The organism is Paenibacillus sp. NPDC056579 (assembly GCF_042793215.1).
In the GTDB taxonomy this organism is placed as follows: domain Bacteria; phylum Bacillota; class Bacilli; order Paenibacillales; family NBRC-103111; genus Paenibacillus_S.
Map to the genome: position 1 here is coordinate 197,910 of NZ_JBHTVD010000007.1, position 16,292 is coordinate 214,201.

Below are 16,292 nucleotides of genomic sequence, written 5' to 3' on the forward strand. Positions count from 1 at the left end.
AGGGAGCTGCTGCCGCTGCATTAGCCTCTATAGTCTCTGGCCGTATTCCCAATAAAGGTATTCTGAAAAAATTGGTGTATCGCTGTCGATTCGGCTGCGGTACACCTTTGCTTTGCTGTTGAAGCCTTCGTAAAGCCTTGGTCTCCAGCTACCGGATCTCCGCGAGGCAGTCGGTTCGTCCGGAAGTAAAAATAATGTAATCTAATTCCAGTTACAGAGCAGTGGTGGTGAGGTACTATAGTACCTATCCCGGTTACAAAAGGACATCAAACAACTAACAGTTTTATATATAAGCAGCTGGAGGAGGCTGATGCAGTTGAAGTCTCACACCACAGACCGGATTAAAATTCCGCCGGGATTTTGGGAAGGATTGCGTCAGCTGGGGATTGCCCCCCACGATGTAGCGCGCAAAGCTCGACTTCCGCTCACCGTAATTACGGAACCGGCAGTGACTACCGCCCAATATTTCGCGATCTGGCAGGCTTATTCCGATCTCATTGGCGATACGGCTGAAGGAGTCATCCAGCTTGTGACTGCCTTTGAAACGGCAAAGTACCCGCCGACCGTCTTAGCGACTTATCACGCTCGTGACTACCGCGACGCATTGAACCGAATGGCGCGGTACAAGCAGCTGTGCCCGCCCGAGAGCTTACTTATCGCCGAAGAGGGTGAGAACTGCACCATCGAGTTGGAATGGCTCGATAGCGAGCAAGCCGGTCCCCCGCTGCTGGTTGGCATCACACTGGCATGTCTGCTGGAGCTGGGACGCCGGGGCACAGGTCAGGCTTTGACGGCGCGGCTCGTTGAATTCACACAATCCATGGGCGATGTGCAGGCCCTCGAAGCTTACTTCGGCTGCCCTGTCCGGATTGGTGCTGTAAGGAACCGGCTGACGCTGAAGCGAGCCGATTTGGACCGACCCTTCGTATCGTACAACGAAGAGCTGCTGGACATTCTGACCCCTGCTCTGGACCGGTCGCTGGATGAACAGCGGCAGCGCAGCCGCTCGATTGCCGATACGGTCAAATGGATCGTGAAACGCAGCCTCACAGGAGGGTGCCCCGACATCCAGGCTGTCGCAAAGGAACTGGGTATGAGCGACCGCACCTTGCAGCGCCGGCTTACTGACGAGAACACGAGCTTCAAGCATCTGTTGACACAAGCTAGACATGAGCAGGCACGAGAGTATTTGGCAGACCCTTCGCTTGATATTAAAGAAGTGGCATTCTTGATTGGCTATGAAGACCAGAATTCGTTCTACCGCGCATTCCGCCTTTGGGAAGGCGCTACCCCGTCCAATTGGCGAACGGAGCATTTAGGCACACGATAGAGAGCCGGTATTTTCGCAGCTGAAGGATTTGGCGTGTTATGCAAGAATTTTGGCACCGTGCGCTAGTTACCAATCCATCCGGACAAAGTAAGATAATCCTATGTTATTGGACAAATCGACTTTGTAAGGAGACACGTACTATGGATATGGGATTATATAATAAAACGGCTCTAGTCACAGGATCAACGAAAGGCATAGGTAAAGCCATTGCTATTGAGCTTGCCAAAGAAGGCGTTCATGTACTAATTAACGGAAGAAATGATGAAGAGGCAGAACGAACCGTAAATGAAATAAAGGAAGCTTTTCCGAATACCTCTCCTCAAAATGCTGCCGCCGATTTAGTGGATATTCAACAAAGAGAAGCGTTGTTTGAAAAATACCCTGAGGTGGATATTTTAGTTAACAGCATGGGAATCTATGAAATGATGCGATATGAGGATGTTGACGATGAGGTGTGGGAAACCTATTTCCGCACTAATGTTCTTGCTGCCAATGGATTATGTAAATTTTATTTGCCTAAAATGGTAAACAATAACTACGGCCGCATTATCTTCATTGCAAGTGAAGAAGCGGTGATGCCTTCAGGGCAGATGCCTCAATATTGTATGACCAAGTCCATGCTGTTATCTTTGTCCAAAAGCTTATCAAAATTAACAGCAGGAACCGAAGTTACAGTCAATACAATCATGCCGGGACCTACCCTCACTGAAAAGGTTTATCAAATCATTGACGGAATGTACCCTAACGAAGATATGACTTTTTCCGAAAAAGAAAAAACATTCATGACTGCCAACCTGCCTCAATCTGAAATTCAGCGATTTATTAAGCCTTTTGAAATCGGCAGACTGGCTGCGTTTGTATGCAGTCCCTATGCATCCGCATTGAAAGGCTCTCCGATCCGCATGGATGGGGGAATGGTACCGACGATTTTTTAACGTTGTAACGGCGGCAGCCCGGGACTTCATCATAACGTCCAGGGCTGCTGATTTCTTTTTACCGGACAATCTCACTCTCTACATCTTCCCGTAAGGCAGCCTGATTACAACCCTTGTGCCTTGCCCCTCCTTATCGTTGCGTTCAAGCTTCATGGAGAATTGATCACCATAAGCTAGCGCGTAGCGCCTGTATACATTCATAATCCCCGTGTGCTGCATGAAGTATGGATCGGAGCTCTCGCCGTCGCTTTCCGTGAGCGTCCTCAGCTTGTGCAGAATTTCATCCGGTATGCCGCGTCCGTTATCCGAAACAATAACTAACCATTGGTTATTATCTACCTGCACAGACAGGCGCAGAACGAAATCGGCATTGCCGCGAGCAGGGCTCCAGCCGTATTTCAAGGAGTTTTCCACAAATGGCTGCAGGCTAAGCTTCATGATCGGAGTATCCAGCAGCTCCGGCTCGATTTCAAATTCAGCCTGCACTTTCTCCCCGTAACGATAGGAATGGATATGCAAAAAGTCACGGATATATTTGATTTCCTCCGCTAGAGGAGCCAATCCGCGGTCTTGGCGCACGTTGTATCTCATCATCCGCGATACGCATCGGAGCATGTCGCTGACCGCCTCGCCATGGTTATGAAGCGAATACGATTCAATCGTCTCCAGCGTATTGAACAGGAAGTGCGGATTGATCTGGGCTTGAAGCTGCAGCAGCTCCTTTTCCTTTTCGCTAAGCCTGGTCCGAATCACTTCCTGCCTCAATATGTCCAGATCATCGAGCATCCGATTATACGTACGGATCAAAAATCCGATCTCATCCTGCACCGAATGATCGATCGGGACGGAAGTGCCGCGCCCAAGCATCTGCATGCCTGATTTCAGCCGGTATAACGGTCTCAGGACGACCCCCATAAAAGGAAAAGCTATCAGCAGCGCAATGATAAAGCTGATCGATGCAACGATAAAGGTAAGCGTCTGAGCCTGACGGATGCCTTGATTCATTTCACCCAGATCCGAGATACCGACCAATGTCCAATTGCCTAACGGAATCGGACTGTACATAACCTGGTAGCGTGTTCCTTCCACATTCATCAGAAACTGATCCGTACCGTCAGGCCGGAGCATTAGCTGCTCACGAAGCCCGTCTATCGTCGAGGAAGGCTGCCCGAAATGGATGAGCTCTCCCGATTCTCTGCTAAACAGCAGCATATGGCCGTTATGTCCCAGCCGTGTGTGGTCCATCAGCTTCTGGAACCATTCTGCGTCGATCTCGATGAGGATCCATCCGCCGATGGTTTGTTGTCTTAGATCAATGACAGGCTTGACGAAAGTGAGGACCTGCTGATTTTGTGCAGGGGAGATGGCATAGTTCATCGGATGGGGGACAAGCAGTCCTTCCTTCTCCATGGTGTACACTTTGCTTAGGACAGGATCTTGTTGAAACGGATATTCGAACTGGATATGCACTTTTTGAGATTCGGAATATACTTTACCCAAGTTATCCAAATAGAGCACGCTGAGAATTTCTTTCTTGGACTGGATGATCAGCTGAAGGAGCGGTCTGAAATTGATCGAATAATTCGCTTGCGCAGGTACATTATCTTTGGAAACCGATAGAAACTTTTGAAATTCGGAATGAATAACAACCGGATTGAGAGTTTCGTTAATCCCAATCAAGTAATTGTTGATTTCGGTAGCCATATACTCTACCAATTGGGAGGAGAGGGTTGCGGTGTAGTCGGTGCTGGAACGAACCAGGACAAACTGGGATATGAAGCTGACCGTCAAGGTAGGGACGAGGGAGATGGCAATCAGCAGCACAAACAGCTTGCTCTTCAGAGATAAGTTGCGGAATTTGCGATCCATCGTCATTACTCCTCGAAGCATTAGGCGCACCATCCTTAAGAACCAAATTATTCGCTCGCCAATCAGCCTGGTCTTGTGATTAACTAAGGTCAGGACCTTTCAAGAGAGTATTCGATTCATTGCAACCGATTTCCTTTCAGGGGAGTGGTAGGGGTGAGAATTTGCATCATTGACGATGAAAGCGCTGTCAGATCGGGGATCATTTTTAAATTGAACAGCTTAAACAAATCAATTGAAGTATTCGATGCAGGCTTCGGGCATGACGCATTGGACAAAGTGCGCAGTATCCGGCCCGAAATTATCATTACGGACATTATGATGCCGGGGCTCGACGGATTGGAGCTGCTCCAGATTGTTAAAGCGGAGCTGCCCGCAGCCCGCGTATACTTGCTGACTGGATACAGCGAATTTGAATACGCGCGGAAAGCCATACATCTTGGCGCGATGGGCTATTTGCTCAAGCCGGCCGATCCGGAGGAGCTGTTGAAGCTGGTGACCGCCGCTCAGCAGGAAGAGATGGCGAGAATACGGTCGGACTTTCTACGAATGAATGAGCTGTTGAAGGAGCGATCGATTCAATTGGAGCTTATTGAGCTGGTTGCACCGGGTGCCTGGTACGATGAGTCGGTTCCGAAGCGTATTGAATTCGTGAGCGATCCCGCCGCTGCGCCGCTTGAACATTCCGTACTTGTCTTCAAGTACAAGCGGAATTTATATGGCGTTGTCGTTCAAACCGGCTGGAACGAGAGCCGCTGCTTTAGCAGGGGAGACCAGTTTGTTTCTTATTTCCTTCGCGATGCGGAGCAGTGGGAGTCGGAGCAATTTTTTGCAGCATCCGAAATAAGAACCCGCAAAGCCGGCGAATGGCAGCTCAAGCAGTCCGCCGAACTACGGCTATCGATCCTGCAAGCGGTCAAGGATCAGCATATTCAGATGCTGGAGCAGCAGGTGAGCAGGTTCCTGCAGCATATCGGCTCCTTCGAGCTGAAACAGCTGCGCAAGGAATGCGCCTATCTCATGGCGGCGCTGGATGAAACGATGACGGCCAAACACGACATCGCTATTGTCGAGGAAGACAAGCTGGTGTACTGGACCTCATGGGTCACGAGCCATACAAGCTGGGCCGAGCTTAATAACCGGCTGGAGAGATTCGTACTTGGGGGGATCAAGGCGCTGGCGGAGCTGGAAGCGCACCAGCCCCCTTCAGATCTTGTAGAGAGGGCTATGCAGCTCGTACACCGCTATAAAGCTGCGGACATCAACCTGGAATCGGTAGCGGCCGCCTTGTCGATTCATTCCGTCACCTTAAGCCGCATATTCAAACAGCAGACGGGAGAGAACTTTGTACGTTACGCAGTCCGTCATAGATTGAAGCTGGCGGAACGTCTCCTTTTACAGAGTGACAAGAAGGTAGGAGATATAGCCGAGGAGGTCGGGTATACGGATTATCGTTATTTTAGCCATCTGTTCAAACAAGTGCATGGGGTAAGTCCAATGGAATTCCGGAAACGCCACAGCCGGTCCGAACATTAAAAAGTTCCTACCTGCTGTTAATTTATTCGCCTGTTTTCCCCGAAAAGCTTTGACTATACTTTGCTTGTAAGCGAAATCCGCATAATTGACAAGGGGGATACGGAATGAGGAAAGCAAGCTCGATCGGTCTATTATCTGTTCTTGCCATCAGCTCCATCGTTTCCGGCTGCAGCGGTGCAAATGACTCCGGGCAGGGGGACGAATCCAAAACAGGCGATAAGAAGCAGGTGACCCTTACCTTCTGGCATCGTTGGCCGGAATCTCAGCCGGTGTTTCAGAAAGCAATACAAGAATTTCAGCAGAAATACCCGCATATTAAAGTGGAGATGCCGCCAATTGCCTCAGCGCAATATTCGGCACAGCTTCAGGCGGCTGTGGCAAGCAACGATTTGCCCGACATCTTTTCCAACCAAAGCGCGGTGCCGACCGATCAATTGTATCAGCTTGGTTTGATTCACGATCTGGAGGATCTGTTTCCGCAGAAGAAAAAGGACGAGTTTTATGAGGGGACCTGGACGGACGGCTTCACAACCATGGATGGCAAAGTTTATGCGATGCCGCATTTTACCCCTCGCCGGTTTGCACACGTCATGTACTACAATCTGGACGTGCTGAAGAACGCCGGCTTGTCCGAGAAGGACGTTCCGAAATCATGGGACGAACTCATTGCCGTAGGCAAGAAGATCAGGGAGAAGAGCAGCGATGTATACCCTCTTATTCTGGGAGTGAAGACCGATTGGCTGATGGGCGGCTTCATAGGGCAGATGGCTTCCGCTATTTATCCCGATGTATTACCTAACGACGGCGCTTATGCCGGCTTTAATTACAAAAAAGGCGAGTATGAGCATAGTTCACCCGGCATTGTACAGACCATGAAATTTATCAAGCAGCTGCAGGACGATAAGCTGCTGCATCCCAACAGCCTGGTTATCGATTACCGCGAAGCATCGACGCTGTTTGCAGGCGGCAAGGCGGCTTTCGTGATTGACGGTACCTTCCTCACCTCCGAGCTGCAGACGAATAACAAATTCAATAACTTTGGTGTCGCTCCGCTTCCGACCAAGGACGGCAAGCCCCAGTACTACGCGTTCCAAGGGGAAACGAAAGCTTCCGTTCACGTGAGCAAGAATACGAAGCATTATGAGGAAGTGAAGCTGTTCCTGCAGTTTTATATGGACCGCATTTATCAAATGGAGCTGGAGATGGGAGTCGAGGGCTCGCCTATAATCGCTCACAATCAGAACACGAAGGTGGACAACGCGCAATTTATGCAGGCGCAAAAAATCCAGGATCAAACTTTCGTGCTGTCGCCGCACCAATATATCCGGAATTTGGCGGCAATCAAGGTCAATACCGAGCTCAACGGCAAGAAGCCTAAAGAAACCATCGGCAAGCTCCTTGAAGGCTATATGGCCGGCCAAATCAAGGATTTGGAGGGAAGCCTGCAAAAGCTGAGCGCAGATTACAACGCCGCTCTTCAGGACTCGATTAAGAAGGTGCAGGGAAGCGGGGGCAAAGTGACCCTAAACGACTACAAGTTCCCTAACTGGACGCCATTCCAGCCTTATTCCAAAAATCGGTACGAAGAGCTAGGGAAATAGAGGTTCATTCCCTTCATCACGCGCAAAGGGGTTGTATGTATTGAGCGCACCGACGTCCTCCATACAAGCTGGGCAGACCGTCACCGCCTCTTCCGCCAAACGAGAGCGGATCCGCTATGGCTGGGCCTACCTGTTCATTCTGCCTCAGCTTTTGTTCTTTATCGTATTCACGATTTATCCGATCATCATGAGCTATGTGTACGCCTTCTTTGACTGGAGCGGGTTCGGCCCGCTCACGAACTTTGTCGGTTGGGATAATGTCAAGAAGCTGCTGAAGGATGATCAGTTTTGGAATGCATTTCGCAACAGTCTGATTTTTATGAGCGCCAAAACCGTTATTTTAATGCCTGCCACGCTGATCATGGCGCTTATTCTGAACCAGGCGGCCTTCAAGGGCAAGGTGTTCTACCGGACTCTATACTTCCTGCCGGTCGTTACGACCACATCCATCGTCGGGATCATTATGAAATTCATCTTCGGCAACGACAAGGCTCTGGTCAACGAGCTATTAATACGCATAGGAATCTTGTCCGAACCCGTCCCATGGCTAGGTCAGGCAGATACGGCGATGATAGTGCTCATTCTTATTGGCTCGTGGAAATTTTTCGGGATGATGATGGTGTACTGGCTTGCAGGACTGCAGTCGCTGCCGGGTGATGTTTATGAAGCAGCGAAGGTAGACGGCGCCAGCTACTGGCAGACGTTCAGAAGCATTACCTTGCCATTGTTAACGCCGGTTGCTGCGGTCATTCTGCTTCTAACCGTCGTCAACAGCATGCATGTATTCGATCTTGTCAAAACGCTAACGAACGGCGGGCCCTTCTTCGCTACGGAAACCGTAGACTTGTACATCTATAACTATGCGTTCAGCACCAGCGGATTTCCGCAAATCGGCTACGCCTCGGCCGCAGGCATCGTTTTCGGGCTCACGATCTTCATTATAACTTTATTGCTCGGGTGGTTGGCTAAGCGGGCTAAAGACGGCAACGACGCCAAGAATGCGAATGCCCATAGCGCCAAAGGAGGGATCGGCAGCGTATGATCAAGCACAATACGATCAACGGTTTTCTTCATCTTCTTCTGCTCGCGTTCGGCGTCGTCTGGGTCTATCCGTTCGTCTGGATGCTGTTCTCATCGCTCAAGACCAATACCGAGTATATTAATGCCGGCTTCAAGCTGCTGCCGGACGTCGCGCAATGGGAGAACTACGCCAGAGCCTGGAAGGTAGGCCACTTCTCCACTTATTTCACCAATTCCGTCATCATCACATGCACGACGGTCGCCATTGTCATTGTGATGTGCGCATTGACCGGGTATGCGCTTGGGCGTGTTGCCTTTCCGGGACGCAAAGTGTTTGTTCTGGCGATCACAGCGACGATGTTCATTCCGAAAGGGTATACGATTATCCCGATTTATCAGATCATCAAAAGCTTGGGGCTGCTGAACACGCTGCCCGGTATTATTTTGGCCGAATCCTCGGGTGCGCACGTCTTGTTTATCCTGCTCTATATGACGTATTTTCACAACTTACCCAAAGAGCTCGAGGAGGCTTCGGAAATGGACGGCTGCGGATTTATCCGCACGTTCGTGCAGGTCATGCTTCCTTTATCCAAGCCGATCATTGCCACAACCGCGATTATGCAGTTCATATGGACATGGAACTCGTTCTTTGTTCCGCTCATTTTTAGCATCAATAAACCCGACCTTCGGACACTGGCTGTCGGGATGTATTCCTTCGTCGGCGAGCATACCGTCGATTGGTCGGGCATGGCTGCGGGGGCTTCCATCTCGCTAATTCCGGTCATTATTGTGTTTATCGTGTTTCAGCGGTTTTTTATCGAGGGCATTTCAGGATCCGTCAAAGGATAATTCCGAAAAAGGAGGCATTATTGCTATGGCTAAACAACCGCATATTATTATCTTTAATCCGGATCAATGGCGCAGCGATGTGATGGGACATATGGGCAATCCGGCAGCTGTTACACCGCATTTGGATCGGATGACGCAAACCGACGGGGTCTCGTTCCGCAATGCGTTCTGCCAAAATACGGTGTGTACGCCGAGCCGATGCTCATTCATGAGCGGCTGGTATCCGCATGTGCGGGGACATCGAACGATGTATCATATGATGCAGCCGGATGAACCGGTGCTGCTCAAGACGTTGAAGGACGCCGGCTATTTCGTCTGGTGGGGCGGCAAAAACGACCTCATCCCTGCCGAAACCGGATTCGACGATTACTGCGACGTAAAATTCAAACCGCCCGTGCAGCCGCGCCGGGAAACGAATTTGCATGCTCACGACGCTTGGCGCGGTGAACCGGACGGGGACAATTACTTTTCCTTCTACGCCGGCAAACTGGAGAAGGGAGCTCATGAGGAAGCCTATTATGACGGAGACTGGGCGAACGTTCTCGGAGCGATCGACATGATCCGCAATGCTCCGGCTGATAAGCCGCTGTGCATCTATTTGCCGCTGCTGTACCCCCATCCGCCGTATGGAGTCGAGGAGCCTTACTTCAGCATGATCGATCGTTCCAAGCTGCCGCCTCGGATTCCGGCTCCTGCCGATTGGGATGGCAAGCCCAGCCTGTTGAAAGGAATCTGCGAGAAGCAGAACTTACAGGGCTGGACGGAGGAACGCTGGGACGAGCTGCGCGCCACGTATTACGGCATGTGCGCCCGGGTCGACAAGCAGTTCGGGATGGTCATGGATGCGCTGCGTGAAGCAGGAATGTACGATGATACGGCAGTGTTCTTTTTCTCTGATCACGGGGATTTCACAGGCGATTACGGTCTCGTGGAAAAAACGCAGAATACGTTCGAGGATTGCTTGTCGAGAGTCCCGTTCGTCGTCAAGCCGCCGAAGGGCGTTCCCGTAAATCCGCGAGTATCCGATGCGATGGTGGAACTGATCGATTTTCCCGCTACGGTGGAGGCACTGCTCGGCATGACTCCTGGGCACAGCCACTTCGGCCGTTCGCTACTTCCGGTCATCGCAGGAGAAACGGATGATCATCGGGATCTGTATTTTGTGAAGGGGGACGTCTGCACGGAGAGGAGCAGTGCATGGAACGGGAGAGCACCTCGGTCGGCAGCGCTTCGGGACTGTACTGGCCCCGCATCCAGTGGCAGCTGCAGGAAGGACCCGAGCATACGAAAGCCGTTATGTGCCGGACGAAGGAGTATAAATATGTGCGGCGGATGTATGAGCAGGATGAGCTGTACGATATGACCCGTGACCCGGGGGAGACCGTGAATCGTATAGATGATCCGGCTCTTGCCGGTAGATTGGCGGAATTAAAAGACAGGCTGCTTACGTTTTATCAGGAAACCTGCGATAGCGTGCCGCATAAGACGAACCGTCGCATGTAAAAGTGGAGAGATCCTTTTGCGAAAGCTGTGATAAGGAAGCTTTTTTAAATAAGGAAAAGACGGTTGGTCAGCTGCGCAAAGAGCTTGATCTTCCAGTAAATTGAAAAAGCAGCTTCAATAAAACAGCGGCAATCCAGGACTTGTGTTCAGGTCCGGAACCGCTGCTTTTTTATTTTTAAGACGGTTCAATGGAAAATAGCTATTGACACGACACTAAATGGTGTCCTATAATCTAAATGACACCGAATAGTGTCCGATTAATCGATTGAATTAATCCAAAACCTGAATAAGGTTCTTTTAAAACAAATCATGAGGAGGTAACAAAATGAGTAGGATGATCGGCGCGGGATCAACCGCGATTGTAGAAACTCGAACCCGAGGGAAACTGATTGCTTACTGGTCAGTCACAATACTGCTCGCAGCTTCTGTAACGATGAGCGGGATCGGGCAGCTGATGCAATTGGGAGGAAACCTCGAGTTGGTGACGAAGCTTGGTTACCCGGTATACATCTTGACCATTCTCGGAATATGGAAAGTGCTCGGGGCCATCGCTCTCGTCATGCCAGGCTTTCCCCGGCTTAAAGAATGGGCTCACGCGGGGATCTTCTTTTTAATGACAGGTGCTGCTATATCTCACGTGTTTGCCAATGATTATGGAGATTCCGGGTTCTCTATTCTTCTTCCGCTCTTCTATGCTGCACTCAATATAGCCTCATGGGCGCTGCGTCCAATGAACCGTAAACTTTAAGGAGGTGGTGAATTAACGGCTGTCCCTTCGTACCGGCAATAGATTATAACTTTAGAAAATCTTATTTTGGAGGGGGCGTTGTGAACGAGAACAACCAACTGCGCGATGTGTTTGACGCGATTGCAGACCCGACCAGGCGCCGGCTGATTCGTCTATTGGCAGAGGCAAAGGAGAAGGAGGTACCGCTCCATGAATTGACGGAACAATTCCGAATGGGCCGGACAGCGGTATCCAAGCATTTGACAATCCTTAAAGAGGCCGGACTTGTCCTTGACCGAAAAGTCGGCAGAGAAACGCGATATAGGCTGAATGCCGCTCCACTCAGAGAAGTTCTGGATTGGGTGGCTTTTTACAGCGGCTTCTGGAATGCGAATATGCTGCGCTTAAACCAACTATTAGAGGAGGAAGAAGAATGAGTTTAACCTTATCCTTGGATTTTCAATATACGACATCGATCGAGAAGCTTTGGTCCGCTTTAACCGATTCAAGCAAGCTTGCCAAGTGGGTGGGCAACATCCACTCCGGCCAGGCGATGGATAATGATTTTAAAGCTGTCGTAGGACACCAATTTCAGTTTCGCACCCAGCCGACCGAATGGTGGGATGGAATTGTTGACGGAGAAGTGCTTATCGTAGAGGAGCCCAACCGGTTGTCCTATACATGGGGCAGCGGCGGGGAGACGCACACGGTCACCTGGACGCTGCAGGATCTAGGAGAAGGGAAGGTTAACCTTCATCTCGAGCAAACCGGAATCTCAAATGCACAAGCGCTCAATGGAGCAAAGTATGGCTGGAGTAAATGGTGCGGCGAGCTAGAAAAGGTTCTGAGTTAATAAAAAGTTTATGATGAAGCAGCAGCGAGACTAAGATGTACTTTCTTCTTAGTCCGCTTCCGCTTCATTTTTTGTGAGTTAGATGCCTTTTTGGGCGATGTATTGAGCTAGATCCACCACCCGGTTAGAAAAGCCCCATTCATTGTCATACCAAGAGAGGACTTTTACCATCGTGCCGTCAATGACGATCGTAGATAGTGCATCGACGATAGAGGAACGGTTATCTCCTTGGTAATCAACCGAAACCAATGGAAGCTCACTGTAACCGAGAATTCCCTTCATTGGACCTTCAGATGCTTCCCATAGCGCACGATTTACTTCTTCGACAGTAACTTCTCTGGATACTTCCACGTTCAAGTCAACGATACACACAACCGGAGTAGGTACACGCAGAGAGTAGCCGTTGAGCTTACCTCTGAGCTCTGGCAGTACGGAGCCGATAGCTTTAGCTGCACCCGTAGAAGTAGGGATCATGGAAACGGCTGCCGCGCGTGCGCGTCTTAAGTCTGAGTGGGGCTGATCCTGAACCTGCTGATCGTTCGTGTAGGCATGGACGGTTGTCATCAGACCGTGTTTAATTCCGAATTGATCTTGGAGCACTTTAGCGAGCGGAGCCAAGGCATTTGTCGTGCAAGACGCATTGGCAATGACATGATGCTGCTCGGGGATATACTTTTCTTCGTTTACACCCATGACAATGGTAATATCTTCGTTCGATGCAGGCGCCGAAATAATAACCTTTTTAGCCCCTCCCCCCGTAATATGCCCTTCTGCCTTTGCTTTATCAGTAAATCTTCCCGTCGATTCAATAACTAATTCAACACCGAGATCTTTCCAGGGGAGCTGCGAAGGTTCTCGTTCTGCCAATACCGTGATTTTGCGGCCATTTACATAAATATGACCATCCACAGCAGTTACCTGTGCCGCCAATTCACCCTGGTTGGAATCAAATTTCAGCAAGTGTGCCAAGGTTTCGGCGTTGGTCAAATCGTTTACGGCTACAACCTCTATTTCCGGATGATTTAATGCTGCTCGAAACACATTACGTCCAATACGGCCAAAACCATTAATACCTACTTTGATTGTCATGAGATTACCTCCACTTTTTTTATTTTATTTCAAGGCAAATGCAGGTGATTTACCGAGAAAACAATAAATTGGGACTTTTAATGTCCAATAGATGCAAAAAATGTCCCACAATGACATGAAGCATGGTTCTGTTTTATAACTTAGATGGATGGTAGTCGGTTTGTGTTAATGGGACCAATATTGTCCCTGTGAGACAATTTTTGTCCCAATTAGTCAAACGAAGTGAATGAATCATTTGCTTTACACAAATGTAACTCAAAAAATCCCTATTGTCTACTCCCATCTGCACTATTTTAAGTTCCTAGACCACTTTCTGGAGAACTTTCATTGGCATCAGAAGCCGAAACTCCATACCTGATCTATAGGTATTCACCCATGATTACTTAAGTGAATATCTTATTGCTGAAGACTTTTCAAAAGGGGGAAATGACGTGGGATACTTTGTTAGCGTAGAACCTGGCGTAAATTTATACGTTGAAGATATAAATCCCAAGGGCAGCAAGACGATTGTGTTTTTGCACGGCTGGCCGCTGAGCAGTAAACAGTTTGAGTACCAGTTTAATGTGCTTCCCGCAATGGGATACCGGGTTATAGGAATTGATTGGAGAGGCTTCGGAAAGTCGGATAAACCGTTCCATGGTTATAATTTCGACCGTTTGGCCGACGATATCCGAGCTGTCATTGGGGCGCTGCAGCTAGACAATGTCACCCTTGCTGGGCATTCCACTGGCGGAGCCATCGCTATTCGCTACATGACCAGGCATAACGGATACGGAGTATCCAAGCTTGTCCTTATTGATGCTGCGGCTCCTACCGGTTTTACTAAAGAAACGGCGGAGCATTTTCTAACCGTGGCGCAGAACGATCGGCCCAAGATGATGAGGGAAGTCATGGATACGTTTTTCTTTCAATACATTTCCGGCCCCTTCGCGGACTGGTTCATGCAAACGGGACTCGAGGCGGCGGGCTGGTCCACCTCAGCGATCATCGTCACGCTAAGAGATGAGAGGCTGGATGCCGATTTGCCCAAAATAGGGGTACCGACCTTAATCGTTCACGGCATTCATGACAAGGTGATCCCCTTTGCACAAGCGCAGGAAATGAACCGGCAAATCCGGAATTCACAGCTGGTTCCGTTCCATTACAGCGGTCATGGATCTTACTGGGAAGAACGTGACAAGTTTAATCATCTGCTAACGCAATTTATTGGCTGATCCTCCTCTTATGTAGGTAAAAGGAACGCGACTGCCCTTCATCATTCGGCGGCCGCGTTTTTTAATGAGAGCTGCCATCAAAAAGAGATTCGCTGTCGGTAAAGTAAAATCAATTGATTGTTTTAGTTATTTTATAGTGATTTTTAACTAAACTTTAGATTGACAGTCAAATCATCTCATTATAATATGGTGATGGAAGGGAAATGAAAGCGATTACTACATAAATATGAGTAAAGTGTTTTAGTTAAATTACTCGGAAATTTTAGTATCATTCACACGGCTTGGAATAATTGAACGCGCGTACTGTTCTGTATTTTCGTGTTATGAAAAGCTAACTGCATGTTGCACACAGCCAGAACCCTGCACCTTGAAGCCCTGCGACCTGTTTTACTAGGAGCATCCATCCATATCCGGACCGGATCAAATTCAAATGCATAAGGGGAGTGTCGATGTCAATGAAAATGAAAGCATGGTCAGCCATTGCAAGTGCAGCGGCAATCGTCTCGTTACTGGCGGGCTGCAGTCAGCAGCAGTCAAGCGGGACCGGAGGTACGGCGGAGGTTAACAATGAGCGTACGGAGCTGTTTTTTTACTCGGGTGGCGGGGATACTACGGAGGCATTCGATGCAAGATTCGGGGACGCGCTCCGCAAAAAGTTTCCGAACTACGATATTAAGTACATCGCGGTTGACCCGAATAACCGGCTGCAGCAGCTGGTAACGGCGGGACAGCGCATTGATTTTTATTACGGCTCCATCGGGGCGTACCCCGAGTTTACCCAAGTCGGGCTTCAATTAGACATTACGGAATTGGCCAAGAAGCACAACGTTGACCTGTCCAGCATTGAACCGACACTGATCGACGCTGCGAAAATGATATCGGACGGAAAGCTGTACGGCTTACCTGTCTTTAACAACATTATGGTGACGTATTATAATAAGGCTTTGTTCCAAAAGTTCGGGGTTGCCCTTCCAAAAGACGGTATGACCTGGGACGAGATGCACGAGCTTGCTCGAAAAATGACCCGTAACGACGCAGGAAAGCAATATCTCGGTCTCGTTGTGTCGCCGACCCACGTGCTCCGATTGAATCAGTTTTCTCAGCCCTATGTGGATGTGAAGGCGGAGACGTCTACGATTAACAGCGATGTTTGGAAGAAAATGTACGAAACCTATTATACGATCCCCGCACAAGATCAAGGCTACAAAGAGCGGATAGTCGCGCTAAATAACAAGCTGCCGTATAAGGACGACTTTCTGAAGGATCAGAATCTGGCGATGTTCGTGTATTTGTCGGATCTGCAATCGATTTTATCCAAAGAAATGTCAACCCTCGACTGGGATATCGTCTCCATGCCGACGTTTAAGGAGCTGCCCGGCATCGGTTCGCAGGCGTATCCGACCCTAATGAGCATCACTAATCAAGCCGTTAACAAAGATGCCGCAATGGAAGTGTTGAAATACTTGGTTTCGGAAGAATACCAAACCTTGGCGGCGAAGAAATCGACCATACCCGTGTTGAAGAGCACGTCGGTACAAAATGCGATTGGGGAAAGCGCGGAGTTCAAGGACAAGAACCTGAAAGCGATATTTTACAACAAGCTGGCGCCTATTTCGCCGAAGAGCAAATACGACGGTATCGCAGAGAAATCGTATACCAAGCCGCAGGTTGATCTTTCCCTGGGCAAAATCGATATCAATACCGCACTGCGGATGGCAGAAGAAGAGGCGAATAAGGCCATCGAACAGGAAAAACGGAAGTAGCTATAC

15 protein-coding genes are annotated in these 16,292 nt (G+C 49.4%); 13 read left to right on the forward strand and 2 right to left on the reverse strand.

The annotated features are described in order from the left end of the window. Positions 1-316: 316 nt before the first annotated feature. Both ACFQ88_RS25795 and ACFQ88_RS25800 read left to right on the forward strand, forming a co-directional pair. Positions 317-1,330: an AraC family transcriptional regulator gene (locus ACFQ88_RS25795; protein ID WP_379458495.1), complete on the forward strand. Its 1,014-nt coding sequence runs from the start codon at positions 317-319 to the stop codon at positions 1,328-1,330. A gap of 140 nt (positions 1,331-1,470) precedes the next feature. Continuing rightward, entirely contained in the window at positions 1,471-2,265 is a 795-nt protein-coding gene (locus ACFQ88_RS25800; RefSeq protein WP_379458497.1) for an SDR family NAD(P)-dependent oxidoreductase, read from the forward strand. 78 nt (positions 2,266-2,343) lie between these two features. Here ACFQ88_RS25800 and ACFQ88_RS25805 read toward each other — a convergent pair whose 3' ends face one another. Then, positions 2,344-4,134 carry a cache domain-containing sensor histidine kinase gene (locus ACFQ88_RS25805; RefSeq protein ID WP_239628959.1) on the reverse strand — a complete coding sequence of 597 codons (1,791 nt, stop codon included), beginning with the start codon at positions 4,132-4,134 and terminating at the stop codon, positions 2,344-2,346. A gap of 153 nt (positions 4,135-4,287) precedes the next feature. Between ACFQ88_RS25805 and ACFQ88_RS25810 the strand changes: the two genes are divergently transcribed. From ACFQ88_RS25810 to ACFQ88_RS25850, 9 genes are all read left to right on the forward strand, one after another. Continuing rightward, the gene (locus ACFQ88_RS25810; RefSeq protein ID WP_379458499.1) at positions 4,288-5,667 is read left to right on the forward strand and encodes a response regulator transcription factor; all 1,380 of its coding nucleotides are present in this window, start codon (positions 4,288-4,290) and stop codon (positions 5,665-5,667) included. 104 nt (positions 5,668-5,771) lie between these two features. Continuing rightward, positions 5,772-7,268: an ABC transporter substrate-binding protein gene (locus ACFQ88_RS25815; RefSeq protein WP_239628955.1), complete on the forward strand. Its 1,497-nt coding sequence runs from the start codon at positions 5,772-5,774 to the stop codon at positions 7,266-7,268. Positions 7,269-7,308: 40 nt separating this feature from the next. Continuing rightward, entirely contained in the window at positions 7,309-8,310 is a 1,002-nt protein-coding gene (locus tag ACFQ88_RS25820) for a carbohydrate ABC transporter permease (RefSeq protein ID WP_379458502.1), read from the forward strand. Further along, positions 8,307-9,137 (forward strand): carbohydrate ABC transporter permease, encoded by an 831-nt coding sequence (locus tag ACFQ88_RS25825; protein WP_379458504.1) that lies wholly within the window; start codon positions 8,307-8,309, stop codon positions 9,135-9,137. Before ACFQ88_RS25820 ends, ACFQ88_RS25825 begins: the two co-directional genes overlap by 4 nt. Positions 9,138-9,162: 25 nt before the next feature. Continuing rightward, positions 9,163-10,500, forward strand: coding sequence for a sulfatase family protein (locus ACFQ88_RS25830; RefSeq protein ID WP_379458506.1), 1,338 nt, complete (start codon positions 9,163-9,165; stop codon positions 10,498-10,500). After that, on the forward strand, positions 10,461-10,640 hold the full coding sequence (locus ACFQ88_RS25835; RefSeq protein WP_379458508.1) for a hypothetical protein: 180 nt from the start codon (positions 10,461-10,463) through the stop codon (positions 10,638-10,640). Before ACFQ88_RS25830 ends, ACFQ88_RS25835 begins: the two co-directional genes overlap by 40 nt. Positions 10,641-10,965: 325 nt before the next feature. After that, positions 10,966-11,388 carry a DoxX family protein gene (locus ACFQ88_RS25840; protein ID WP_239628945.1) on the forward strand — a complete coding sequence of 141 codons (423 nt, stop codon included), beginning with the start codon at positions 10,966-10,968 and terminating at the stop codon, positions 11,386-11,388. 80 nt (positions 11,389-11,468) lie between these two features. Then, a complete protein-coding gene (locus ACFQ88_RS25845) occupies positions 11,469-11,804 on the forward strand; it encodes an ArsR/SmtB family transcription factor (protein ID WP_379458510.1) in 336 nt (111 codons plus the stop codon). Continuing rightward, positions 11,801-12,220, forward strand: a complete 420-nt coding sequence (locus ACFQ88_RS25850) for an SRPBCC family protein (RefSeq protein ID WP_379458512.1) — start codon at positions 11,801-11,803, stop codon at positions 12,218-12,220. The genes ACFQ88_RS25845 and ACFQ88_RS25850 overlap by 4 nt, the downstream gene beginning before the upstream one ends. A 78-nt stretch (positions 12,221-12,298) precedes the next feature. Here ACFQ88_RS25850 and gap read toward each other — a convergent pair whose 3' ends face one another. Next, positions 12,299-13,309 carry a type I glyceraldehyde-3-phosphate dehydrogenase gene (gene gap, locus ACFQ88_RS25855; RefSeq protein ID WP_379458514.1) on the reverse strand — a complete coding sequence of 337 codons (1,011 nt, stop codon included), beginning with the start codon at positions 13,307-13,309 and terminating at the stop codon, positions 12,299-12,301. 431 nt (positions 13,310-13,740) lie between these two features. On the opposite strand from gap, the gene ACFQ88_RS25860 reads away from it, so the two are divergent. Beyond that, a complete protein-coding gene (locus tag ACFQ88_RS25860) occupies positions 13,741-14,523 on the forward strand; it encodes an alpha/beta fold hydrolase (protein ID WP_379458516.1) in 783 nt (260 codons plus the stop codon). A gap of 455 nt (positions 14,524-14,978) precedes the next feature. Beyond that, the gene (locus tag ACFQ88_RS25865; RefSeq protein WP_379458518.1) at positions 14,979-16,286 is read left to right on the forward strand and encodes an ABC transporter substrate-binding protein; all 1,308 of its coding nucleotides are present in this window, start codon (positions 14,979-14,981) and stop codon (positions 16,284-16,286) included. The last annotated feature ends 6 nt before the right edge of the window (positions 16,287-16,292 follow it).

Coding starts and splice junctions, on each gene's coding strand:
- ACFQ88_RS25830 (WP_379458506.1), top strand. CDS start 9,163: ATGGCTAAACAACCGCATATTATTATCTTTAATCCGGATCAATGGCGC.
- ACFQ88_RS25815 (WP_239628955.1), top strand. CDS start 5,772: ATGAGGAAAGCAAGCTCGATCGGTCTATTATCTGTTCTTGCCATCAGC.
- ACFQ88_RS25850 (WP_379458512.1), top strand. CDS start 11,801: ATGAGTTTAACCTTATCCTTGGATTTTCAATATACGACATCGATCGAG.
- ACFQ88_RS25825 (WP_379458504.1), top strand. CDS start 8,307: ATGATCAAGCACAATACGATCAACGGTTTTCTTCATCTTCTTCTGCTC.
- ACFQ88_RS25805 (WP_239628959.1), bottom strand. CDS start 4,134: ATGGATCGCAAATTCCGCAACTTATCTCTGAAGAGCAAGCTGTTTGTG.
- gap (WP_379458514.1), bottom strand. CDS start 13,309: ATGACAATCAAAGTAGGTATTAATGGTTTTGGCCGTATTGGACGTAAT.
- ACFQ88_RS25800 (WP_379458497.1), top strand. CDS start 1,471: ATGGATATGGGATTATATAATAAAACGGCTCTAGTCACAGGATCAACG.
- ACFQ88_RS25840 (WP_239628945.1), top strand. CDS start 10,966: ATGAGTAGGATGATCGGCGCGGGATCAACCGCGATTGTAGAAACTCGA.
- ACFQ88_RS25865 (WP_379458518.1), top strand. CDS start 14,979: ATGAAAATGAAAGCATGGTCAGCCATTGCAAGTGCAGCGGCAATCGTC.